Source organism: Citrobacter sp. S46_ASV_140 (assembly GCF_018919545.1).
GTDB classification, from domain to species: domain Bacteria; phylum Pseudomonadota; class Gammaproteobacteria; order Enterobacterales; family Enterobacteriaceae; genus Citrobacter; species Citrobacter braakii.
The window spans coordinates 1-24,208 of the sequence record NZ_JAHLRC010000051.1; the positions used below are offsets into that span (position 1 = coordinate 1).

The following is a 24,208-nucleotide window of genomic DNA, read 5'->3' on the forward strand; positions in this document are numbered from 1 at the left end:
CGGAATGGCATAACAAGGAACCGTTTGGCAATAATTTATTCCAAAACGTGAGGTCGATCATGGGCAATATATTTGACAAGCCAGTTATTGGTGTAGTGATGTGTAGGAACAGGCTTAAGGGTCACGAGACCCAGACTCTGCAAGAAAAGTACCTGAATGCAGTATTGAACGCCGGTGGATTACCGATAGCGATTCCCCATGCGCTTGCGGAACCCGAATTACTGAACGCGCTGTTACCGAAACTGGATGGTATCTTCCTGCCAGGAAGCCCAAGCAATGTGCAGCCGCACCTCTATGGTGAAAATGGCGATGAGTCTGACGCCGATCCCGGGCGTGATCTTCTGAGCATGGCGCTAATTAACGCCGGGCTCGAAAGGCGCATTCCCATTTTCGCCATCTGCCGGGGCTTACAGGAATTAGTTGTCGCCACAGGCGGGACTCTGTATCGTCGCCTGTGCGATCACTCACAGTTCCTGGAACATCGTGAAGATGCGGAACTCCCGGTGGAGCAGCAATATGCGCCATCTCATGAAGTCCAGGTTCAACAGGGAGGATTGCTATCTCAGCTAATACCAGGTTGCAGCACGTTTTGGGTTAACTCCTTGCATGGTCAGGGCGCAAAAACCCTTGGCCCGCAACTGCGCGTGGAAGCACGCTCGCAGGATGGATTAGTGGAAGCAGCCAGCGTTCACGACCATCCTTTCGCGCTTGGCGTGCAGTGGCACCCGGAATGGAACAGTAGCGAATACGCCCTGTCGCGTTTGTTACTTGAAGGTTTTATCACCGCTTGTCAGAACCACCTCGCTGAAAAACAGCGACTCTGACCACTACAGTTAAGGAAATGCAATTATGAGCGATGACGGCCTGGCGCCGGGTAAACGTTTGTCAGAGATCCGCCAGCAATTGGGTCTTTCACAGCGTCGTGCCGCCGAACTGTCTGGGTTAACGCATAGCGCCATCAGCACCATAGAGCAGGATAAAGTCAGTCCTGCCATCAGTACGCTGCAAAAGCTATTGAAAGTTTATGGGCTGTCGCTCTCCGAGTTCTTCGCGGAACCGGAAAAGCCTGACGAACCGCAGGTGGTTATCAATCAGGATGATTTGATTGAGATCGGGAGTCAGGGAGTATCCATGAAGCTGGTACACAACGGAAATCCGAATCGTACGCTGGCCATGATGTTTGAAACCTATCAGCCAGGTACGACAACCGGGGAGAGAATTAAACACCAGGGTGAAGAGATTGGGACAATACTGGAAGGTGAAGTGATACTGACCATCAACGGTCAAACGTATCATCTTGTTGCAGGACAAAGTTATGCCATTAACACCGGTATACCACATAGCTTCAGCAACACCTCGGCAGGGATCTGCCGCATCATCAGTGCCCACACTCCTACCACTTTCTAATAAGTAGCGGCCTGAGTTTCTCAGGCCTTCTTAAATAACGCGCATTAACAGGGTACATCCCTGGGGCATCGTGCAGCCTGATTTTGCCTGAAAAGATCAGCAACGAACTTTATCTTATTGATATAAAAGGAGTAGCTATGAACTTTCAGAATCTTAAATATTGGCGTGAAAAAGCCAGCCATTATTCGCCGGAGACCCGTTTATTTATTAACGGCGAATATTGCGCAGCCGCCGATAACGAAACCTTTATTACGCAGGATCCGGCAGGACAACGCCCGCTCGCCAAAGTCGCCCGCGGCAAAAAAGCGGATGTAGACCGCGCGGTCACCGCAGCCCGCACCGTGTTTGAACGCGGAGACTGGTCGCAAGCATCACCCGCAGAGCGCAAGGCAGTCCTGCACAAGTTCGCCGATTTAATGGAGCAACATCACGAGGAGCTGGCGCTACTGGAAACGCTCGACACCGGTAAACCGATTCGCCATAGCCTGCGTGATGATATTCCAGGCGCGGCACGCGCCATCCGTTGGTACGCCGAAGCAATAGATAAAGTCTATGGCGAAGTGGCCACCACCTCGGTGAGCGATCTGGCGCTGATTGTGCGCGAGCCGGTGGGCGTCATTGCGGCCATCGTGCCGTGGAATTTTCCCCTGCTGCTGGCCTGCTGGAAACTTGGCCCGGCACTGGCTGCAGGCAACAGCGTGATCCTCAAACCTTCAGAAAAATCACCGCTGACCGCCATTCGCCTTGCTGCGTTGGCAAAAAAAGCAGGTTTGCCAGATGGCGTTCTCAGCGTGGTGAGCGGATATGGCCACGAAGCGGGCCAGGCGTTGTCGCAGCATCCGGATGTTGATGTGATCACCTTTACCGGCTCGACCCGCACCGGCAAGCAACTGCTCAAAGACGCTGGCGACAGCAATATGAAACGCGTCTGGCTGGAGGCCGGTGGTAAAAGTGCCAACATCGTTTTTGCCGACTGCCCGGATCTGCCGAAAGCCGCCGCCAATGCTGCAGCAGGCATCTTCTATAACCAGGGTCAGGTCTGTATCGCCGGTACGCGTCTGTTACTGGAAGAGAGTATTGCCGACGAGTTCATCGCCCTGCTGAAAGAGCAGGCGAAAAACTGGCAGCCGGGCAACCCGCTGGATCCGGAAACCACGATGGGCACGCTTATCGACAACGCGCATGCCGACACCGTGCACGGTTTTATTCGCGACGGTGAAGCGCAAGGCACGCTGGCGCTGGATGGTCGCAGCCACGTCCACCCAGCGGCTATCGGCCCGACTATTTTTGTCGATACAGCCCCGCAAGCCCACGTCAGCCGCGATGAGATCTTCGGCCCGGTGCTGGTCGTCACCCGTTTTAGCAGCGAAGCCGAAGCCCTGGCGCTGGCCAACGACAGTGACTACGGCCTGGGGGCCGCGGTCTGGACCCGCGATCTGTCGCGCGCCCACCGCATGAGTCGTCGCCTGAAGGCCGGTTCGGTCTTCGTTAATAACTACAACGATGGTGATATGACTGTGCCGTTCGGCGGTTATAAGCAAAGCGGCAACGGGCGCGATAAGTCCCTGCATGCACTGGAAAAATTTAGCGAACTGAAAACCATTTGGATCTCCCTGGAGCCTTAATCATGACTGAACATACCAGCAGTTATTACGCCGCAAGCGCCAATCAGTACGAACCGTTTCCCACCCTTAGCGAGTCGGTTAGCTGTGATGTTTGCGTCGTGGGCGGTGGATATACCGGTCTCTCCTCCGCCCTGCACTTAGCGGAGATGGGTTACGACGTAGTGCTACTGGAATCCGCGCGTATCGGCTTCGGGGCCAGCGGACGTAACGGCGGTCAGTTGGTGAACTCCTACAGTCGCGATATCGACGTCATCGAGCGCACCTATGGCCCGGACGCCGCCAAAATGCTTGGCAGCATGATGTTTGAAGGCGGTAATATCATCCGCGAACGTATCAAGCGTTATCAGATCGAATGCGACTATCGCCCCGGCGGACTGTTTGTGGCGCTGAACCACAAGCAGATGGAAACGCTGGAGGAGCAGAAGTCGAACTGGGAACGCTATGGCAACACGCAGCTTGAACTGTTAGACAGCAGCGAAATTCGTCGCGAAGTCAGCAGCGATCGTTATGTCGGCGCGCTGCTCGACCACAGCGGTGGTCATATTCATCCGCTGAACCTGGCGATTGGCGAAGCTAACGCCATTCGTCTTAACGGCGGGCGCGTCTTCGAACAGTCGCCGGTCACCCGTATCCAGCACACCAGCCCGGCGGTGGTCAGCACCGAAAAAGGTCAGGTTACGGCCCGCTTTGTGATCGTCGCGGGCAACGCCTACCTCGGCGACAAACTGGAGCCTGCGCTGGCAAAAAGCAGCATGCCATGCGGCACACAGGTATTAACCACCGAACCGTTGTCTGCGGAGATGGCGCGCTCGCTGATTCCTAAAAACTACTGCGTGGAAGATTGTAACTATCTGCTGGATTACTACCGTCTGACCGGCGATAACCGCCTGTTGTACGGCGGCGGCGTGGTCTACGGCGCCCGCGATCCGGAGGATATTGAACGTCTGGTAATGCCGAAACTGCTGAAAACCTTCCCGCAATTGCAGGGGGTAAAAATTGATTACCGCTGGACCGGTAATTTCCTGTTAACGCTATCTCGCATGCCGCAGTTTGGCCGTCTTGATACCAACATTTACTATATGCAGGGCTACAGCGGCCACGGCGTGACCTGTACCCACCTGGCAGGACGTCTGATTTCTGAACTGCTGCGCGGGGATGCCGAGCGCTTTGACGCTTTCGCCAAACTGCCGCACTACCCGTTCCCGGGGGGGCGCAGCCTGCGCATTCCGTTTACCGCCATGGGGGCGGCATATTACAGCTTACGCGATCGCCTTGGGGTTTAAGTTCTTCCGCAATAAACCCGACGCACAGGGCGGTCTCCCCCTGTGCGTTTTTTTATTCCCGGACAGTGAAAAACAGGTAACGGGCACGAAAATATCGCAATAGGACATAACCCTACACTTTACATTGTTTCTCCCCGCTGATCGGATAGGCTTTTTTAGATTATCGCTGGCGACGTGGCCAGAACTCAACGGGGGAAGAAACGCGTGTTATGAATACGAATAACGAGGAGACCTTTTATCAGGCGATGCGCCGCAAAGGGGTGAGTCGACGCAGTTTTCTCAAATATTGCAGCCTCGCAGCAACATCGCTTGGGCTGGGAGCCGCAATGACGCCCAGAATAGCCTGGGCGCTGGAAAACAAACCCCGGATCCCGGTCGTCTGGATCCACGGGCTGGAATGCACCTGTTGCACTGAATCATTTATCCGCTCCTCTCACCCACTCGCCAAAGACGTCATCCTCTCCCTGATTTCTCTTGATTACGACGACACCCTGATGGCCGCTGCCGGAACGCAGGCCGAAGAGGTATTTGAAGACATTCTGAGCCGCTACCACGGCCGATACATTCTGGCCGTAGAGGGCAATCCTCCGCTGGGTGAACAAGGAATGTTCTGCATCAGCGGCGGGCGACCGTTTATTGAAAAGCTAAAAAGAGCTGCGGCAGGCGCCAGCGCGATTATCGCCTGGGGAACCTGTGCCTCCTGGGGCTGCGTGCAGGCCGCCCGGCCTAATCCAACCCAGGCAACGCCGATCGATAAGGTGATCACCGATAAGCCAATCGTGAAAGTGCCCGGCTGCCCGCCGATTCCGGATGTCATGAGCGCCATCATTACCTATATGGTGACGTTTGATCGTCTGCCTGAACTCGATCGTCTGGGACGTCCGCTGATGTTCTATGGTCAGCGTATTCACGACAAATGCTACCGCCGCGCCCACTTTGACGCCGGGGAGTTCGTTGAGAGTTGGGACGATGACGCTGCCCGAAAAGGCTATTGTCTGTACAAAATGGGCTGCAAAGGGCCTACCACTTATAACGCCTGCTCCACCACCCGCTGGAACGGCGGCGTTTCTTTCCCCATCCAGTCCGGTCATGGGTGTCTGGGATGTTCGGAGAATGGCTTCTGGGATCGCGGTTCGTTCTACAGCCGCGTGGTCGATATCCCGCAGATGGGGACGCATTCAACCGCCGATACCGTGGGCCTCACCGCGCTTGGCGTGGTGGCCGCCAGCGTCGGTGTCCACGCAGTCGCCAGCGCCGTCAATCAACATAACCGTCACAAACAGCAATTAGCCGACGCCGGACAACAGTCGCCAGACAATGAGGATAAACAGGCATGAGCAATTCGTATCAAACCCAGGGATATACGGTCAATAATGCCGGCCGCCGCCTGGTTGTCGACCCCATTACGCGCATTGAAGGGCATATGCGTTGTGAGGTGAACATTGATGAGCAAAACATCATCACCAACGCTGTGTCCTGCGGCACCATGTTCCGTGGACTGGAAATTATTCTGCAAGGGCGCGACCCGCGCGATGCCTGGGCGTTTGTCGAACGAATTTGCGGGGTGTGCACTGGCGTACATGCGCTCGCATCGGTCTATGCCATTGAAGATGCCATTGGCATCAAGGTGCCCGATAACGCCAACATCATTCGCAATATTATGCTGGCGACGCTGTGGTGCCACGACCACCTGGTCCACTTTTACCAGCTAGCCGGAATGGACTGGATTGACGTTCTGAATGCCCTGAAAGCCGACCCGCGCGCAACCTCGCAGTTGGCACAAAGCCTTTCTGCCTGGCCTATGTCCTCCCCGGGCTACTTCTTTGACGTACAAAACCGCCTGAAGAAATTTGTCGATGGCGGTCAGCTGGGGATTTTCCGCAACGGTTATTGGGGACATCCGCAGTACAAACTGTCGCCAGAGGCTAACCTGATGGGCTTTGCCCATTATCTGGAAGCGCTCGATTTTCAGCGCGAGATTATCAAAATCCATACGGTGTTTGGCGGCAAGAATCCGCATCCTAACTGGATTGTCGGCGGCATGCCATGCGCTATCAATATCGATCAGAGCGGCGCGGTTGGCGCGGTCGATATGGAACGTCTTAACCTGGTACAGTCGATCATCACCCGCACCGCCGACTTCATCAACAACGTCATGGTTCCTGACGCGCTGGCTATCGGCCAGTTCAACAAACCCTGGAGCCAGATTGGCACCGGGCTGTCTGATAAGTGCGTCTTAAGCTACGGCGCGTTCCCGGATATTGCCAACGACTTCAGCGCGAAGAGCCTGTTGATGCCTGGCGGCGCGGTCATTAACGGTGATTTTAACAACGTCATGCCGGTGGATCTGGCCGATCAGCAGCAAATTCAGGAGTTTGTCGATCATGCCTGGTACCGTTATCCGGACGATCAATTAGGTCGTCACCCGTTCGAGGGGATTACTGAACCCTGGTACAACCCCGGCGATGTCAAAGGCAGCGATACCGATATCCAGCAGCTCAACGAACAGGAACGCTACTCGTGGATTAAAGCCCCGCGCTGGCGCGGACACGCCATGGAAGTTGGACCGTTGGCGCGTACGCTGATTGCCTATCACAAAGGGGATGCCGCCACGATTGAATCCGTCGATCGCATGATGTCCGCACTCAAACTGCCGCTGTCGGGTATGCAGTCGACGCTGGGGCGTATTTTGTGCCGCGCGCACGAGGCGCAGTGGGCCGTGAGCAAGCTGCAATATTTCTTCGACAAGCTGATGACCAACCTGAAAAACGGCAATCTGGCTACGGCGAATACCGAAAAATGGGAGCCTGCAAGCTGGCCGCAGCAGTGCCGTGGGATCGGTTTCACCGAGGCGCCGCGCGGAGCACTCGGTCACTGGGCGTCGATTCGCGACCAGAAGATCGACGTGTATCAGTGCGTAGTGCCGACCACCTGGAATGCCAGCCCGCGCGATCCGAAGGGGCAAATTGGTGCCTACGAGGCGGCGTTGATGGGCACCCAAATGGCGATACCGGATCAACCGCTGGAGATCCTGCGCACCTTGCACAGCTTCGACCCCTGCCTGGCATGTTCAACCCACGTCCTCGGCGACGACGGCAACGAACTTATCGCAGTCCAGGTTCGCTAAGCGTTAAGGAACGGAACGATGACTGGAAAGATATCCCCACGCGTCGGGGAGGCGCGTGATACCGCCGTCAGCCACTATGTGTTTGAAGCGCCCGTACGCTTGTGGCACTGGCTGACAGTGGGCTGCATGTTGGTTTTGATGGTAACCGGATACTTCATTGGCCGACCACTGCCGTCGGTCAACGGCGAGGCCACTTACCTGTTCTACATGGGCGACATCCGGTTAGTACATTTCGCCGCAGCCATGGTGTTTACGGTGATACTGTTGGGTCGCATTTACTGGGCCTTCGTCGGCAATCGCTATTCACGCGAGCTGTTTATCGTGCCTGTCTGGCGTCGCAGTTGGTGGCAGGGTGCCTTTTCGGTGGTGCGCTGGTATCTGTTTCTGGAAAAAAAACCGGGAGAGGATATCGGCCATAACCCCGTCGCGCAGGCGGCGATGTTCGGTTATTTCCTGCTCTCAGTTTTTATGATCCTCACCGGTTTTGCCTTATACAGCGAGCATAGCCAGTACGCCATTTTTACCCCCTTCCGCTATGTGACGGAGTTTTTCTACTGGACCGGCGGTAACTCTCTCGATATCCACAGCTGGCATCGGTTGGGGATGTGGTTCATCGCCGCCTTCATCATCGGTCATGTGTATATGGCTATCCGCGAGGACATCATGTCTGACGATACCGTCATCTCAACCATGATCAACGGCTATCGTAGCCACAAATTTGCCAAACGCCAGCACGATAAGGAGGCATCATGAGCGAACCTAACGTCATCGTGATGGGCTTAGGCAACCTGCTGTGGGCAGACGAAGGATTTGGCATTCGCGTTGCCGAACGCCTGTACGCCCACTATCACTGGCCGGAATGGGTAGAGATTGTCGACGGCGGCACGCAAGGGCTGAATCTGCTGGGCTACGTTGAGCAGGCCAGCCATTTGTTGCTGCTGGACGCCATCGACTACGGACTCGCGCCAGGCACTTTGCAATCCTACGCCGGTGAACAAGTCCCCAGTTACCTCAGCGCCAAAAAAATGAGTCTGCATCAGAACAGCTTCTCCGAAGTGCTTGCTCTGGCGGAGATTCGCGGTCATCTGCCCGCCCACATCGCCCTCGTAGGACTACAGCCGGTGCAGTTGGACGACTATGGCGGCAGCCTGACCGACATCGCGCGCGCTCAGCTCCCGGCGGCAGAACAAGCCGCGCTAACGCAACTGGCCGCGTGGGGCATCGCGCCACAGACAATCGATGAAACGCGTTGCCTGAACTATGAATGCCTGTCGCTGGAAAACTATGAAGGCGTGCGTATTCGCCAGTATCGTGTAACGCTGGAGAGATAAGCAACATGTTGAATGACAAACCATTTTCTGCGCTATGGCAACGCATGCTGGCGCGCGGCTGGCAACCGCTGACCGCATCTGAACTGGATGACTGGGTAACGCGTGTGCGTGATGGCGTGGTGCTGCTCAGTAGCGATCCCCGCCGCACGCCAGAAGTCAGCGATAACCCGGTAATGATTGCCGAGTTGCTCCGCGAGTTTCCCCAGTTTGACTGGCAAATCGCTATGGCGGATCTCGAGCACAGCGAGGCTATCGGCGATCGTTTTGGCGTATTTCGCTTCCCGGCCACGCTGGTATTTATCCACGGCGAGCTGCGCGGCATTCTCAGCGGCATCCACCCGTGGGCCGACCTGCTCAACCTGATGCGCCCCCTCGTTGAAGAACGCATCCCCCGGAGCCTGTAAGATGAGTGATACCTTTTTTCATCTGCTGGGACCGGGAACCCAGCCGGGCGATGACAGCTTCAGCATGAATCCTCTGCCCCTCACCTGCCAGGTCAACAGCAGCCCCAGCATGGCGAGGCTGGAAAACTGTCCGCACAGCCCGGCGGTGATGGCATTGTTAGCCGACGTGCGCCACCAGCTTAGCCAGAAAATCCCCGTAAAACAGGACGTGCTGGGATGGGATTTATCCACGCTCAACGCAGACGACCTCACGTTTTTGAATACGCTGCTCGGCGAAGGCGAAGTTTCCGTGCGCATCCAGCAGGCCGACGGCAGGGCGAGCGAGATTCAGGAGTCTATTTTCTGCGGAATCTGGCGGGTGCGTTGCCAGAATGACTTGGGTCAATGGGAGGAGCATCTGGAGGCAGGCAGTGCGCCACGGGCGCTGTGGCAGGCAGCAACAATCACGACGCTGCCAGACGATAGCCTGTTGCCTCCACCCGTCGATGGGTTGATGAATGGCCTGACGCTGGCTCAGGAACTGCTGGCGCACGTGCGCAATCCGGCCACGCAACCTCATAGCATTAACCTCACCCAACTCCCGGTTAGCGATGCGGATCGCCAGTTCCTCTCCCGCCTGTGTGGCGAAGGGCGCATTCAGATCCGCACCATCGGCTACGGCGAGAGCCAAATCGACGCCACGGCGCTGCGCCATGTCTGGCATGTGCGCTGTCTGGATACCCTGAAAGGGCTTCTGCTCGAGAGTTATGAGACCTGTCCATTACCGGAACTGGTACTGGCTGCTCCGGAGGATCTGCTCGACTCGCTCCAGCGCCTGGATGAAGTCTGTAGCTGGCTGGCATCCGGCCCGCCGGCCTGATCCCCTTCTCCCGACCCGCATACTTTTCTGCTGCGGGTCTGGCGTTTTCTTCCTTATCTGTTCACTCTCTAATGCCTGATGGAGTTCGCATGTGGGACGTCATTGACTTATCGCGCTGGCAGTTTGCGCTGACCGCGCTGTACCATTTTCTGTTTGTTCCCCTGACGCTGGGGCTGATTTTTTTGCTGGCCATCATGGAAACCCTGTTCGTGGTGACGGGCAAAACAGTCTACCGCGACATGACGCGTTTCTGGGGAAAGTTATTCGGTATTAACTTTGCGCTCGGTGTGGCGACCGGCCTGACCATGGAGTTTCAGTTCGGGACTAACTGGTCGCTCTATTCCAACTATGTGGGCGATATTTTCGGTGCTCCGCTGGCGATGGAAGCCTTGATGGCTTTCTTTCTTGAATCCACATTCGTGGGGCTGTTCTTCTTCGGCTGGCAGCGCTTAAACAAGTACCAGCATTTACTGGTGACCTGGCTGGTAGCGTTTGGCTCCAATATCTCGGCCCTGTGGATCCTCAACGCCAACGGCTGGATGCAATATCCAACAGGCGCTCACTTTAATATTGATACCCTGCGCATGGAGATGAGCAGCTTTAGCGCGCTGGTTTTTAACCCCATCAGCCAGGTGAAATTTGTGCATACCGTGATGTCTGGTTATGTCACAGGCGCCATGTTTGTGATGTCCATCAGCGCCTGGTATCTGCTGCGTGGTCGCGCTCGCGAGTTCGCCCTGCGCTCCTTCGCGGTAGGTTCCGTCTTTGGCACACTGGCTATCCTCGGCACTCTGCAACTGGGAGATAGCTCAGCCTATGAGGTCGCCCAACGCCAGCCGGTAAAACTGGCGGCAATGGAAGGGGAATGGCAAACCGAACCGGCTCCTGCGCCCTTTCATGTGATAGCCTGGCCGCAGCAGGAGCAAGAGCGTAACGCCTTTTCCGTGAAGATACCGGCCCTGCTGGGTATCCTGGCGACTCACTCTTTAGATACGCCAGTTCCGGGGCTGAAGAACCTGATGGCAGATGCGCTACCCCGCCTGCAGCGGGGCCGGGAAGCATGGTTGCTGATGCAGGAAATCGCCAAAGGTAACCGCACGCCTCAGCTACTGCACGCTTTTCACGCCGTGGAAAAAGATCTGGGTTACGGCATCCTGTTAGCAAACTACGCCCCTGACATGAACCATGTCACGCCAGCGCAATATCAAGCCGCACAACGCGGCGCTATTCCGCAAGTCGCCCCCGTGTTCTGGAGCTTTCGCATCATGATTGGGTGCGGTTCCCTTCTGCTGCTGGTGATGGCGATTGCGCTGATACAGACCTTACGCTGGCGTATCGACCAGCATCGCTGGTTACTGCACATAACGCTGTGGAGCCTGCCACTACCGTGGATTGCCATTGAAGCAGGCTGGTTTATGACGGAGTTTGGCCGCCAGCCGTGGGCGATTCAGGATATTTTGCCGACCTGGTACGCCCACTCTGCGCTGAGCGCGGGCCAACTGGCCTTCTCCATGGGGCTAATCCTCACGCTTTACACCCTGTTTTTAATTGCCGAAGTCTACCTGATGCAAAAATACGCGCGTCTTGGTCCAGATGCGATGCAACGTCAACAACCGGCACAACAACAGGAATAAAGGAGAGCATCATGTTGGATTATGAAACGTTGCGGCTCATTTGGTGGCTGCTGATTGGCATTATTCTGGTGGCCTTTATGGTCACTGACGGGTTTGATATGGGGGTCGGCTGCCTGTTACCGCTGATCGCGCGCAACGATGATGAACGTCGGGTGTTAATCAATAGCGTAGGGGCGCACTGGGAAGGTAACCAGGTGTGGCTCATTCTGGCGGGCGGTGCATTATTCGCAGCCTGGCCGCGGGTCTATGCTGCCGCATTTTCGGGGCTTTATGTGGCGATGATTCTGGTGCTGTGCGCCCTTTTCTTTCGTCCATTAGCCTTTGATTATCGCGGTAAAATAGCGAATGCACGCTGGCGCGCCATGTGGGACACCGGGTTGGTTATCGGCAGCCTGGTGCCACCGGTTATCTTCGGCGTCGCCTTCGGCAATCTGTTCCTGGGGGTGCCTTTTGTGTTCACACCACAATTACATGTGCAATACCTGGGCACTTTCTGGGAATTGCTCTCTCCTTTTGCCCTACTGTGCGGCGCATTAAGCCTGATGTTGGTCATTATGCAGGGGGGCGTGTGGCTCCAGTTGAAAACCGACGGCATTCTTCACCTGCGCGCGCTGTCTGCCACCCGCCGCAGCGCGATGTTAGTGGTGCTCTGCTTCCTGTTAGCCGGGTATTGGCTGTGGACGGGGATTAATGGCTATGTGCTGCTTAGCCAGGATCCTAATGGTCCGTCCAACCCGCTATTAAAGGCAGTAACGACCGCACCGGGCGCGTGGATGGCGCACTTTGAAAATTCACCACTACTGTTGGTTATTCCGCTGTTGGGCATGATTTTTCCAATGCTCGCGATCTATGCCTGCGGGCAACGTCGGGCCGTGTGGGGATTTCTGTTTGCTTCATTGACCCAGACCTGCGTGATCTTCACCGCTGGAATCACCCTGTTTCCATTTGTGATGCCATCCAGCGCATATCCACTCTCTAGCCTGACGGTGTGGGACAGTACCTCCAGCCAGATGACGCTCAGTATCATGCTGGTTATCGTGTTGATTTTCCTACCGATAGTTCTGCTTTATACCTTGTGGAGTTATTACAAGATGCTGGGACGAATCAACGTAGAAACCATCCGCCGCCACAACCACGAACTTTATTAGGGAGGACTGTACGATGTGGTATCTGTTTTGGTTTGTCGGCATTCTGCTGATGTGCACGCTCTCCACGCTGGCGCTGGTCTGGCTTGAGTCACGGCAGAAATAGCCCTGCGCGTGCGTTACGCTTCCGGGCTCCCCTGTTTATTCGGGGAGTCTTTATTCGTTCACACAAAAGCAGCATGGCTGCACCCAACCCCTGGTTGGCACCAAGCTTATCTATAAACCGCAGTGTGGTGCTGCAATTTAAGTGGTGAGTTTTACGTCAGTTAACGCAGGCATCCCCCCTGTTCCGCGGAATGCCTGATTCACATTAGGAATTACGCCCCGGTCACCATCAACATATCATCTACAAAGTTTTTGGCGCGCGGAATATCCGACTCGTCGACGTGTTCAATGATCAGCGGAATATTTGGGTGGTTTTTCGCGAGCAGCTCCACATACAGCAAATAGTTAAGCGCCCCTAGCCCTGCTGCGGGCAGCTCCACCAAACCGGCTCCACGGAAGCTGTTATGCTCCGCTGCGCCGTCCCCGAATTTCTCAATCACCACGTCGGTTTTCTTACAATCTTTGGCATGGGCAATTTTAATTTTGCTATCCAGTACATTGAAGATGCTGTGCAGTGTTTCATCAATGGCGTCGATATTTTTATCATCAAAATAGTTGGTCGGATCCAGCGCCAGCCCCAGGCCGGGGTGATCGATATCGCGCATCAGTCGCGCCACCTGGCTGACCGAGCCGATAATGTTGTTCACGTAGTTTTCCACCAGGAATACCGCGCCGTGATCGTAAGCAAAAGCAGCCAAATCGCGGGCGATGGCTTTAAATTCCTGATACGCCTCTTCAGTGCTGTTTTGCGGATCGTACAACCAGTCGCTATCGACGTTATAAGTGCCGGTTTCGCTGATCACATACGGCGTACCGAAGTCCCGCGCATGAGCGAGGATCTCTTTCACCGCTGCGATATTCTCGGCACGCTTCACCGGTTCCGGATGCACAAGGTTTGTATACGCCGAAATAGCGACGATAGGCAGATTGGCTTTGCGAAACGCGTCGCGCACCTGGTGCGCTTTCGCTTTGGTGATATGCCCCCGGCTCAGATCGATATCGGTAAACTCGAGGTCAAGCTGCACGCAACCCATCCCCGCCTGCTTAATCTTCGTGATGGTCTCTTCCAAGGAGTAGGGGTAGTAACCAGTAAAGATGCCTACGTTAATCATTTTGTATTCTCCTGAAGGATTTCATTGAGATAAACGGTTCGCTCTTCCTGAATAGAGGCATAACAGGCTTCAATACAGGCCAGCGTGCCGAGGTTGTCCTCAGCGCTGATTTCCGGCTGTGCGCCATGTTCCAGAGCGCACAGCAGGCTCGCCATGGTGCCGATAAAGGCATCCGGGAACCACTGGCGTTTCCATTGCGGGGCGATCCAGCGCTCGGGATACTCGCGTGACGCCAGTTTTAAGGTGCTGCCACAATACTCCGGCGGACGGCGATGCCAGCCGAAATCGCCTTCCGCCAACCCGTCGGTGCCCTCCACCCGCCAGTTGATATAATTATTTTTAGCGCAGAGTCCACCCGGCCAGGCCCAGACGTCGTCCAGACTGGTGGCGATCAGGCCATTGGCATACTGGAAGGTGTACTGGGTGATGCCATCGGTGTGTTCAAAAGCGGTACGCGGATCGGTGCGGCAAACAGCGGTGACTTTAACCGGATCGCCAAACAGGAAGCGGAAGGCATCGATATGGTGGATCGCCATGGCATACAGTTCGAGCTTTTTATACTGCTGAAGAAACTGCTGCCAGTCGGGAATAGCGCGCATATCAATGCTGGCAAGCACCGGCGTGCCGATCAGTTGGTTATCGAGAATGTACTTCAGCGCCCGGATCGACGGGTCGTAACGCATATTGGAGTTCACCGCGATGGGGATACCGCTCTCTTTGCTGAGACGGACGATTTCGCGGCCAGCTTCCAGCGACATCGCCAGCGGTTTCTGACACAGAATGGCCTTCACGTTTTTCGCCGGAGAATGTTTGCCGCAGATAAAACGCACAATCGCTAACTGGATATGCGGCGGCACGGCGATATCAATAATCTCGATCTTCGGATCGCACACCATCTCCTGCCAGCTAGCGTAGGTTTTAGGGATGTTAAATGCCCGGGCCAGTCGCTGGCTGTGGGCATTTTCCAGCGAGGTTATCCCATATGGCGTAAACCCCGCTTTCTGGTAAGCCACCAGATGGCAATGCTCAACGATAAAACCCGCGCCGATAATACCGATTTTGTAGTCTTTTCGCTGTGGTAACGCCGGACGTGTCACCTGCTCTAATAAGCGCTCTAACGAATCCATAATGACCCCGTTTATGTTTGGCGGCGAGAGCTCGTCTCGCCGGAAATATTCAGCGCAGCGTATTTCCCTTCACCGACGCGTTGTCCGCAAGCAGAGAAGCATGGCGCTGTTTTTGCAGCCAGAACTGCTCGATCTCTTCCAGCGATTTTCCTTTGGTTTCCGGCAACATAAATTTGGCAATCGCCAGTTGAATCAGGCACATTACGGCAAAGAAATAGAAGGTGTTATTGCCGCCGAATGTTGCCAGCGTAAAAGGAAACAGCCAGACCACCAGGAAATTGAATATCCACTGGGTAAAGGAAACCAGCGCCACGGCTTTACTGCGTATCGCATTGGGAAACATTTCCGAGACCAAGGTCCAGAATACCGGTCCGATGCAGGCGGAAAAGCAGGCGATATAGGAAAATAAAAAGAGCAGCGTCACCAGCACCGGCAAGGAGTGATGGAACGAGAAGCCCAGGAAAAACAGCGACACGCCCATAATCAACGAGCCATAGAAATAGAGTGGCCGCCGCCCTACCCGGTCAATTAACACCACACCGATTACGGTTGCGATCAAATTGATGACGCCCATAAAGATATTGAAATAGAGCGCTGAACTAATAGAAAATCCGGCGGCCATCATAATCTTCGGTGCATAATCTAGCGCGGCGTTACAGCCAATTAACTGCACCAGTACCGCCAAAATCAACCCTAATACAATGCTGTTGCGTGAATCTCTGTCAAACAGCGCACCGGCATTGGCTGCGTGATGAGCAGCGAGATTTTTCTCTACGTCATTGGTAATGCTTTGTGCTTCGCCTGGCGAATAAAACCGTTGCAGTATCGCCAGCGCTTTTTGTTTTTGTCCACCGATGGTCAGCCAGCGCGGGCTTTCCGGAATAAACAGTAGTCCAATAAAAAACACCGCTGCGGGAACCACACCGGAGATAAACATCAGCCGCCAGTTATTTTCCAAATCCTTTAGAAAATAATTGGTCATATAAGAGAGCAAAATACCCAACATGATGCACAACTGGTAAACCGCGGTCATCCGCCCGCGCATTGACGCCGGGGCCATCTCCGCCACGTACATCGGCGAAAGCACTGAAATTGCGCCAACACTAATCCCGCCTAATAGACGATTAAGGATGAATGTGGTCTCATTGGTGGCGATGCCAGTTCCCGCACAGGAAATACCAAATATAATCGCGGCAACAATCAGAACGCGTTTGCGGCCAAATTTATTGGTAACGTATCCCGACCCGAATGAACCGATAATACAACCTACAAGTAATGAACTTACGCCCCATCCAAGCTGGAGTTCATTCCAGCTGAAATAACTTTGGATAAAAGGAATAGCGCCAGCAATTATCGCGATATCAAAACCAAACATGATCCCGCCGAAAATGGCAACGCAGCAACTAAAGTACAAATAGAATGGATATTTCATCGTCACAATCCTTACCGGGATACGGGATCTATGAAAGGAAAAGCTGCCCCTATCGCCCTGTCGTGTGCCTGCGATAATCCGCTATTAATTCGGCTGTTGCGGTTACCCAACAGCCGACTGATTAGTTAAGCTCCGGAACGTAATTCTCTTTAATCCGCTGGCGGCGCGTCACATAGTCGGGCAGCGGCTGAACATTAGTGCCTTCGGCAAACCACGCGAACGGATCGGTACTGGCCACCAGCGCGAAATTGGCCCACGGGTTAAACGAGCCGGAGCGAATGACGACTTTGGCTTTGTAGGCCAGTTCATTGCACAGCACTTCATGACTGGCTTCGCTGAAATCTGTCCCGGAGCCAGTAAAGATATCCTGCACCTGGCGGTACAAATCGCCATTGCAGTCGCGGACTTCGCGAGCAAATTTAATATCTTCGATAAACACTTCATGGCGCAGCACACGCAGAATATCGGTTACGTCGGGAATACCCGGCCAGAAACCAAGGTCGATGCGATTCGCGTTTGGCGGAATAGGGAAACCAGCGTCGGTCACCAAGATAATATCGGTATGACCGAGGGTGGACAGCGCCGCCGCGAGTTGGGGATGTAGGATACGTTCAGGTCTCATGGTTATCTCTCCGAATTGAGTTTTTATAATTAACAACCGAGAAATTGTTCGACTTCTTGACGCGTTTTGTAGGAGGGCACGGTTTCCCAGTCGCAGCAGCACAATGCAGCGGTGGCATTGGCGAAAAATGCCGCTTTATCGACGGACTGCCCTTCACTGAGCGCGACAGCTAATCCAGCGTTGAAGCTGTCTCCCGCGCCGTTGCTGTCTACCACGTCCACTTTGCAGGACGGGATTTCCAGGGTATCGGTGCGACTGAACACCGCGCTGCCCGCTTCGCCAAGCGTCATCACCACATATCGGCAGCCGGTCTCCAGCAGTAAATCAGCAATTTCCCGGTTGCTGCGAGTATCGTCGGGAGCCAGCCCAAGCACCACGCGGGCTTCGGTTTCGTTTGGCGTCAGGTAATCGATATGGCTGAGGTTTACGCCGCGTAAGTCCCTGGCCGGGGCGGGATTGAGAATGGTGATGTTGCCGAGCTGCTTAGCGAGATTCAGGCCATAGAGCGCGGTCTCCAACGGGATCTCCAACTGCGCGAGCGCCACGCGGCTCTGCTCGATCAGCGCCTTTGCCTCATCCACGTGCGCCGGGCTGAACAGTTTATTGGCCCCCATATCCACCACAATTACATTACGAGCCTGATTATCTTTGATAATAAGGCCCGCTCCGGTGGGTAATTCTGGGGTTAAGGTTAACGCATCGATATTGACGCCTTCGTCGCGCATCAGGGTCACAAATTCATGGCCGAAGGTGTCATCGCCCACCACCCCGGCATAGGCCACTTTTGCCCCGAGCCGAGCCGCCTGCACCGCCATATCCGAGCCTTTTCCGCCCCAAGTCTGGCGAAAATCGTCGCCGATTAACGTTTCGCCCACCATGGGGATGCGATCTGCCGTCATGACCAGCGCTTTGGCATAACTGCCAAAGATAAAAATACTCATTAGTAATTCCCCTTTTCGACTGAAAGTGGCACAACGCTGCGCCGCCGCAATTACGCTTGCGGCGGCAACACATTAATAGGCGTTGATATCCCCGGTCAGGCCTTTAACCAGTTCCGGCCCGGAACTGGTGCCGACCAGTTCGGCCCCAGCTTCGAACATCGCTTTCATTTTTTCCAGGGTATTGACCTTACCTGATACTTTTACCCGACACGGTAACTGAATATTGGCTTTGAGAAGTCGGACATCTTCTACCGTCGCTTCGCAACCGCCCTTGCCCCAGCCGCTGGACTGTTTCACCCAATCAATACCGGCTTCAAAGGCATAACGGGTGGCTTTGATTTTCAGCGCCTCTTCGGTGATGAAACCAAACTCCAGCATGGCTTTGACTTTCATCCCCAGGTCATGGGCCACATGGACCACGCTTTTCAGCTCGTTGAAATAGAGATCTTCCTGGCCGCCCAACAGATAGCCAGGGTTTGGCGGGAAGTCGAACTCATCGGCCCCCTCTTTCGCCAGCTCGCGTACCACCGCTATTTTCATCGCCGTGGTGTCGTTGGCCATCGGGAAATTGACTGTGGTCGCCACCCGCACGCCGCTACCTTTCAGCATTTCTTTGGCAAGGGAAACCCAGCAGGGTGCAATCATGGCGGCATCAAATTGATACTGCATGCAGGTTTCCAGATGTTGAATCACCCCTTCGCGCGTCAAATCCGGGTTGACGTTGGTGTACTGAATCGCCCTGGCGATCTGGCGCGGATCGTTAAAATCAATCATGGACAGCTCCTGTCTGGTAAGTAAAAAACCTTTAAGTGCGCAGTGAATATGTCGTTACTGTAGGCAGGATGGCGACTAAGCGTGATAGGCAGAATTCTCTCAAACATGGATGAAATTTCCATGTCAACGGAAATGTGAGCAAGCTCAAAAATTAGTCACAATCAACTGAGTACTGGACGGCGAAAAATGCCACCATAGCGGGCGAAACGGTCAGATAACAAACCAGGCAGCTATGTCAAAGCAAAAACAACACACCCGCGCGATCGCCAACTGGTATCGGGGTTCCGACGAGTTTTCCACCCTGATGAACTACCGGATCTTACGTGCCGGGCATATTGAAGCCGCCGCAGATTTCCACGTTCATCGCCAGTCGGTGGTAGGCCACGAGCTGCTGTTTTGCCTGCGCGGAGCAGGGTTTATTCGCATTGAAGACCGGCATTATCCGGTGCGGGAAGGGCAACTCGCCTGGTTGCCGGTGCGCTGGCCGCATGAGCATTACCCCGACAAACAGTCTCCGTGGGAAATCCTCTGGTTGCGGATAGAGGGTTCAAAACTTAACAATATCATGCAGATAATGGACGTACCTCAACGTCCGGTTTTCCAGTTCGAGCAGCCGGAAAAGATCGTTGAAATTTATCACCATATTTTTGATCTGATGAACAGCTACACCCTGGTGGCCGATGCGCACTGCGATATGCTGTGCAGCCAACTGATATTTACCCTGCTGGAAAATCGCAGCTACGAAGCCGCGCAGTCGCAGGTAATCACCCATCGCGGGCTGGGCAAGCTGCTGTATCAGATTCACAGCCACTACAACGATGACTGGAATATCGAGAAATTTATGCACTATTGTCAGGTAAGTAAGTCACAGCTGTTTCGCTTGTTCCAGGCCACGTTTAACCAGAGCCCATTGAAATGGCTCAAGAATTACCGGCTGTCTCAGGCTCGGCGATTATTGGTCGAAACCCAGGAAAGTATCAGCCGAATTGCGGTTCAGGTGGGATATAACGATCCGCTGCACTTCTCGCGGGATTTTCATCGCGCGGTTGGGTTATCGCCCAGCGCGTTTCGCAAGCAGGAGCAGTTGGAAGGGACGCATACAATCTGACATTTGCATCAGACTTCGTTACTTACGGTCCGTAAACGTGCGGCCCCGATAAGGGAGCGATAATTGCCAACTTTTAGGTAACCACCTCGTTCGGTAACCTTGTTTCCATATCAAAATCAAATATTACGCAGGGGTTTACATGAGCGTAAATCAGTGGCGTAACTAAAAAAGTTAACATGGCGAATACGCCCCACGGCTAACATCTTAACAACGGGATCGTCACCTCCATCGCCAACAAATTGTTGAAGAAATGCCAGATAAAATATTAATGTTTTAGGAATACTGACATTGGAAAGAACACTATACAAAACATCGAGAGTAAGTTCTTTCGCGAACTGTCCGAAGTATTTGTTCCCCCCTAATCAGCGTTATCCGGATAAGCATTTGTTAAGTTTTATCCTGTCTAATAAATTATCTGACACGTCATGGGTTAATACTAATGAAAAAATTGGTGTTGTTGCCGCAATTCCTGCAGTTGTTTCTGTTTTTGCATCAGGAACCTAGTCAGACGTACTCTGGAGCTGTGAACTAACGTCTTATTGCCACCAACATGAGCCCTTAACCTGCAGCTATCATTTTTAGAGTTTTTTCACCTCGAAGTCAGGTAGAGAAAATTGAGTAATGAAAGCATTGAGCGCGTTGGTATCCGGCAGTGCGGTCAGTGCCCCTTTGCACGTTGTCGCGAGGGCACCACAGGCACTGGCCTGAGCAATCGACTGGCGAAGCTGTTCAACGCTCTGCGGCATCCCACTATGTGCAATCCAGGCCAGCAAACCTGCTACAAACGCGTCGCCAGCCCCAGTCGTATCAACACTGTCGACGGTATAACCGTTGAAATGTATGACGCTATCGCGCCATAGCACCATGGCCCCCTGCGCCCCGTAGGTCACGACTTTCAGTTGCGCAGGAAGCGCCTTAAGGCTGTCAAGCGCCAAGGAAAAATCATGCGTACCTGTTATCCAGTACCATTCTTCTTCCGAGAGTTTAAGAATGTCGACCTGTGAGGAGAAATGACGCACTGTCTCGACCATTTCATGCTTATCGAGCCACATTTGCTCTCGTAAATTGACATCGAAACTCAGTAATCCCCCATGCTGTTTTACGTGGCTGATGGCGGTGACTAATGTTTCACGACACGTTTTGGCAACCAGGGCCAGAGAACAGAAATGCAGAATATCGTCGCTAAAGTCAGGAAGCGCATCGGGCGTTAAAAATTGATCCGCGGAGGGGTCGGTTAAAAATGTAAATCCCCGCTCCCCAGAGCAACCCAGAGAGACCAATACCGTGCTGGTTTTGTGCTGATTATCCAACTGGAGACTTTCGGTTGAGACACCTGAGTCAGACAGCGTTTTTTTCAGGAAATGACCAAAGTCATCATCACCGACCCGGCCAATAAAACCACTCTGGCAGCCCAAACGCGCAGAACCAATTGCCACATTGAACGGGGCTCCTCCTGCGCAAGCTTGATATTGCATGTCTGAAAGCGGTAGAAGATCCACCACTGCATCGCCAAGAGTCCAGATTTTCATGACATTTCCTCAATAATAATTAACTTATTTTTTAAACGCGACCTGCGGGAAGGTCATTTATTAATAGCGCTTAAGCGTGTTCAGGTGCCATGGATTATCCAGGCGTACGGTTTAAAAGTTATAATCCAGCATCAGTTTATATTCGGTGGTAATAGCTTCACCGTGAGTGACCCAGCTTCCGTCTTGTTTTATCAACGAGCCAGTCACCTCTCCGGACACGGTAAAACGAGAGGTCAAAGGATAATTCGCCGATACCTTCAGGAAGCGATTGCGGGTATTCTGGAAAACTTCGCCATCTTCAGGCCGTGCATTGTATTTCTTATAATGGCCATACCCGCTGCTGAGCGTTGTGGATAATTTCCCCCAGTTGCGCCAGACGCCGACTGACGTGGTCCAGCTTTTTTCGTCTATATCGCCCCACTGCGCCCTGTCTAAAATGGCAGACGCGAATTGCTGGCGGAACCAGATGCCGGTGGTGTTATTAATAATATATTGCACGCCAGGCTCAATCTGAAATGAGCGCACATCACGGTCATTTTGCGACCCACCGCTGCGGCGGTGATCGATTTGCTGATACAGATAGTTAAAGAATGAGAAATTGTCCGTAACACGCAGATCGGTAAAGAACTTAATGCGTCCTTGCCAACGGTCCTCAATTGATGCGCTTCCGCCCATCACATCCCAGCCATAGCGCAGACGTTTGTAAAAATATTCATGCCCGATAATCAACTGAGTCCACTGGTTTTGGCTGAGGTAAGACTGATCCTCCCATGTTCCGTTATAGTTGGTGGTTCTGCCTTCAGAGAAAGCCAAATACCACCCGGGTAATGCATCGTGCCGCATCACCCCCTGCACAAACGTCAGCGAATCATTCCCGTTGTGGAAATGGCTGTTGCGCCAGTTATTATCCTCAATGGCATATTTCATTTTCAGTTGGCCATGAACGCGGCCACCAGCAGGATTGGAGGAGCGGGCTGAGGTCCACATAACCTCTTCGTCCAGATAGGACCACGGGTCCACGGCAACAACCTTTCCCGACGGATCCTTCATGATGCTCATGCTCGCATTCGCCAGCGCGGGAAACAGGAGAGCAAAAATAACAGACAGGGCATGATAGTTTTTCATAATAATATCCCGTTAGATCATTTCTTTTATTTTCAACGTCGCGTGAAAATTGTCGTTTTGAGGCAGGCTAATACTCCACGGCTTCTCCTGCATGGAATACATCCGGGTACTGAATGCCGCTTTATTGTTTATATAAAAGACAGCAATTGAGTTTTGAATGAGAACGCGTAACTCAATATTTTCCCCAATCGGAACATCCACCCAGGATTCCGCGTTAGCCTGATGAATCGACGCGAGCGGCGCGTTGAAAAAATAGACTTTTCCTTTGCTCTTATTGAACACAACGTTAAGCATCGCATCACTGACTCTGTCGCCGGTCAGACCAAAGCTCATCACCATTCCGGCGGAAGGAACGTCGATGGTTGCACTCAACTCACCGCGTTCAGGTAAGGCCGGGTACAGCGCCGACTGTAAGGGGCCGAACGACGTGGCCGTTTTAAGCGTTTTAGTGCTCGTTAAAGTGATCTCCGGACCAGGATTCTCACTGATGACCTTCTGAAGCTCCTGGGGGAGGATACTGTTGAGCTGGCCCTGGTCATCTGCAGTAAGCTCATGCGCAACCAGATTTCCTGCCCAGTCAATGTTGCCGCTGTCACTGTTCCCGGCTTTCGTCGGGATCCAGCCGAAAACAAACAGCCGATCGTTTTTGAGCACCAGTTTACCCGCGTAAAAACCCGAGCCATCGACCACATAATTGTCCAGTTTTCGCCACGGCCCATCCGGATTGTCCGCAACCCGGTATTGTGTCAGGCGTAACGGCCATTGGTCGCTAAAGCTGAGATACCAGCGTCCGTTGAAGTAAACCAGTGTCGGGCATTCGAGGTTGGCATTACTGGTGATGGTGTCGTTATCAAAAAATACGCCGCGGTCTTCCCAGTGCTTTAAATCCGTTGAACTGTATCGGGCAATAACGCCACGACCGTTACTGCGCGTGGTAATTAACATCCAGTATTCTTTCTTTTCCTCTACCCAAACAACGTGAGGGTCCCGGAAATCATTACCCCGATAATTACCGCCGGGTAAAATGGTGTCCTGCGGGTGTTTCACCCAGTGAAGGCGATCCTTACTGGTCGCGTGCATAATAGACTCAACCGGGAACACATTTTCATTGTGTGCGGTGTACCAGGCATGCCAGGTATCGCCGACTTTAATAATCGAACCGGTTCCCAATAACAGTTCAGGATCGTCAACGTCGTTAACGTAGGGGATCACTTCGGAATGGTTCTGATAATCATACAAGTTGGCACTCGACAAGAGATGAAAAGCATGTACCCCCAGATCGCTGCCGCCGCGGACGTCATTAAGATAATAAATATCAAATTTGCCATCGTTAAAAACGGGCATGGGGTCACCCACGAATGAACCTTCAACCCGCGGGAAAAAGCCATTAATATGGGTGATACTTTTATTCTGTAATGTTTCTTTCGAAGGCTGCGACCAGGCCGGAGTATTACCAAGCGAAAGCGCAAGCAGAGCGACGGATGCCACTAATGTTAATTTTTTCATGCTACACCTGAA

The 24,208-nt window shown here is 53.6% G+C and carries 23 protein-coding genes; 14 read left to right on the plus strand and 9 right to left on the minus strand.

What is annotated here, in order from left to right; all coding sequences use genetic code 11:
* The first annotated feature begins 59 nt into the window (after nt 1–59).
* The 13 genes from puuD to cbdX all read left to right on the plus strand — a co-directional run bounded on the left by puuD (nt 60) and on the right by cbdX (nt 12,921).
* Nucleotides 60–824, plus strand: a complete 765-nt coding sequence (gene puuD / locus KQJ19_RS14045; protein ID WP_169330333.1) for a gamma-glutamyl-gamma-aminobutyrate hydrolase — start codon at nt 60–62, stop codon at nt 822–824.
* 25 nt (nt 825–849) lie between these two features.
* Complete coding sequence (puuR, locus tag KQJ19_RS14050; protein WP_016151913.1) at nt 850–1,407, plus strand: HTH-type transcriptional regulator PuuR; 558 nt, start codon at nt 850–852, stop codon at nt 1,405–1,407.
* A 137-nt stretch (nt 1,408–1,544) separates the two neighbouring features.
* A complete protein-coding gene (gene puuC, locus KQJ19_RS14055) occupies nt 1,545–3,032 on the plus strand; it encodes an aldehyde dehydrogenase PuuC (RefSeq protein ID WP_016151912.1) in 1,488 nt (495 codons plus the stop codon).
* Between the two features lie 2 nt (nt 3,033–3,034).
* Nucleotides 3,035–4,315: an FAD-binding oxidoreductase gene (locus KQJ19_RS14060; RefSeq protein ID WP_049270901.1), complete on the plus strand. Its 1,281-nt coding sequence runs from the start codon at nt 3,035–3,037 to the stop codon at nt 4,313–4,315.
* A 209-nt stretch (nt 4,316–4,524) separates the two neighbouring features.
* Nucleotides 4,525–5,652: a hydrogenase 1 small subunit gene (gene hyaA, locus KQJ19_RS14065; RefSeq protein WP_046276297.1), complete on the plus strand. Its 1,128-nt coding sequence runs from the start codon at nt 4,525–4,527 to the stop codon at nt 5,650–5,652.
* Nucleotides 5,649–7,442, plus strand: a complete 1,794-nt coding sequence (gene hyaB, locus KQJ19_RS14070; protein WP_131405643.1) for a Ni/Fe-hydrogenase large subunit — start codon at nt 5,649–5,651, stop codon at nt 7,440–7,442. The genes hyaA and hyaB overlap by 4 nt, the downstream gene beginning before the upstream one ends.
* A gap of 18 nt (nt 7,443–7,460) precedes the next feature.
* Entirely contained in the window at nt 7,461–8,195 is a 735-nt protein-coding gene (hyaC, locus tag KQJ19_RS14075; RefSeq protein WP_016151908.1) for a Ni/Fe-hydrogenase b-type cytochrome subunit, read from the plus strand.
* The gene (gene hyaD, locus KQJ19_RS14080; protein WP_016151907.1) at nt 8,192–8,773 is read left to right on the plus strand and encodes a hydrogenase 1 maturation protease; all 582 of its coding nucleotides are present in this window, start codon (nt 8,192–8,194) and stop codon (nt 8,771–8,773) included. The genes hyaC and hyaD overlap by 4 nt, the downstream gene beginning before the upstream one ends.
* A gap of 5 nt (nt 8,774–8,778) precedes the next feature.
* Nucleotides 8,779–9,177, plus strand: a complete 399-nt coding sequence (hyaE, locus tag KQJ19_RS14085; protein WP_047417026.1) for a hydrogenase-1 operon protein HyaE — start codon at nt 8,779–8,781, stop codon at nt 9,175–9,177.
* A gap of 1 nt (nt 9,178) precedes the next feature.
* The gene (locus tag KQJ19_RS14090) at nt 9,179–10,036 is read left to right on the plus strand and encodes a hydrogenase expression/formation protein (protein ID WP_216403776.1); all 858 of its coding nucleotides are present in this window, start codon (nt 9,179–9,181) and stop codon (nt 10,034–10,036) included.
* Nucleotides 10,037–10,125: 89 nt separating this feature from the next.
* Nucleotides 10,126–11,670 (plus strand): cytochrome bd-II oxidase subunit 1, encoded by a 1,545-nt coding sequence (gene appC, locus KQJ19_RS14095; protein ID WP_216403778.1) that lies wholly within the window; start codon nt 10,126–10,128, stop codon nt 11,668–11,670.
* A gap of 11 nt (nt 11,671–11,681) precedes the next feature.
* A complete protein-coding gene (appB, locus tag KQJ19_RS14100; protein WP_216403780.1) occupies nt 11,682–12,818 on the plus strand; it encodes a cytochrome d ubiquinol oxidase subunit II in 1,137 nt (378 codons plus the stop codon).
* 13 nt (nt 12,819–12,831) lie between these two features.
* Nucleotides 12,832–12,921, plus strand: coding sequence for a cytochrome bd-II oxidase subunit CbdX (gene cbdX / locus KQJ19_RS14105; protein ID WP_016151902.1), 90 nt, complete (start codon nt 12,832–12,834; stop codon nt 12,919–12,921).
* 211 nt (nt 12,922–13,132) lie between these two features.
* On the opposite strand, the gene KQJ19_RS14110 is transcribed toward cbdX, so the two are convergent.
* From KQJ19_RS14110 to deoC, 6 genes are all read right to left on the minus strand, one after another.
* Nucleotides 13,133–14,032 (minus strand): sugar phosphate isomerase/epimerase, encoded by a 900-nt coding sequence (locus tag KQJ19_RS14110; RefSeq protein WP_103765902.1) that lies wholly within the window; start codon nt 14,030–14,032, stop codon nt 13,133–13,135.
* Nucleotides 14,029–15,159 (minus strand): Gfo/Idh/MocA family oxidoreductase, encoded by a 1,131-nt coding sequence (locus tag KQJ19_RS14115; RefSeq protein WP_049281638.1) that lies wholly within the window; start codon nt 15,157–15,159, stop codon nt 14,029–14,031. The genes KQJ19_RS14110 and KQJ19_RS14115 overlap by 4 nt, the downstream gene beginning before the upstream one ends.
* Before the next feature lie 49 nt (nt 15,160–15,208).
* On the minus strand, nt 15,209–16,591 hold the full coding sequence (locus tag KQJ19_RS14120; RefSeq protein WP_103847866.1) for a sugar porter family MFS transporter: 1,383 nt from the start codon (nt 16,589–16,591) through the stop codon (nt 15,209–15,211).
* A 121-nt stretch (nt 16,592–16,712) separates the two neighbouring features.
* Entirely contained in the window at nt 16,713–17,213 is a 501-nt protein-coding gene (rbsD, locus tag KQJ19_RS14125; RefSeq protein WP_047498269.1) for a D-ribose pyranase, read from the minus strand.
* A 29-nt stretch (nt 17,214–17,242) separates the two neighbouring features.
* Nucleotides 17,243–18,154, minus strand: coding sequence for a ribokinase (locus tag KQJ19_RS14130; RefSeq protein ID WP_047498266.1), 912 nt, complete (start codon nt 18,152–18,154; stop codon nt 17,243–17,245).
* Nucleotides 18,155–18,226: 72 nt separating this feature from the next.
* The gene (gene deoC, locus KQJ19_RS14135) at nt 18,227–18,928 is read right to left on the minus strand and encodes a deoxyribose-phosphate aldolase (RefSeq protein WP_049281640.1); all 702 of its coding nucleotides are present in this window, start codon (nt 18,926–18,928) and stop codon (nt 18,227–18,229) included.
* A 232-nt stretch (nt 18,929–19,160) separates the two neighbouring features.
* On the opposite strand from deoC, the gene KQJ19_RS14140 reads away from it, so the two are divergent.
* A complete protein-coding gene (locus KQJ19_RS14140) occupies nt 19,161–20,036 on the plus strand; it encodes an AraC family transcriptional regulator (protein ID WP_047498259.1) in 876 nt (291 codons plus the stop codon).
* Nucleotides 20,037–20,614: 578 nt separating this feature from the next.
* Here KQJ19_RS14140 and KQJ19_RS14145 read toward each other — a convergent pair.
* The 3 genes from KQJ19_RS14145 to KQJ19_RS14155 all read right to left on the minus strand — a co-directional run bounded on the left by KQJ19_RS14145 (nt 20,615) and on the right by KQJ19_RS14155 (nt 24,196).
* Nucleotides 20,615–21,565, minus strand: a complete 951-nt coding sequence (locus KQJ19_RS14145; protein WP_047498256.1) for an aminoimidazole riboside kinase — start codon at nt 21,563–21,565, stop codon at nt 20,615–20,617.
* A 111-nt stretch (nt 21,566–21,676) separates the two neighbouring features.
* Nucleotides 21,677–22,690: an OmpG porin family protein gene (locus KQJ19_RS14150; RefSeq protein WP_047498253.1), complete on the minus strand. Its 1,014-nt coding sequence runs from the start codon at nt 22,688–22,690 to the stop codon at nt 21,677–21,679.
* A 12-nt stretch (nt 22,691–22,702) separates the two neighbouring features.
* Nucleotides 22,703–24,196: a glycoside hydrolase family 32 protein gene (locus KQJ19_RS14155; RefSeq protein ID WP_216403782.1), complete on the minus strand. Its 1,494-nt coding sequence runs from the start codon at nt 24,194–24,196 to the stop codon at nt 22,703–22,705.
* Between the last annotated feature and the right edge of the window lie 12 nt (nt 24,197–24,208).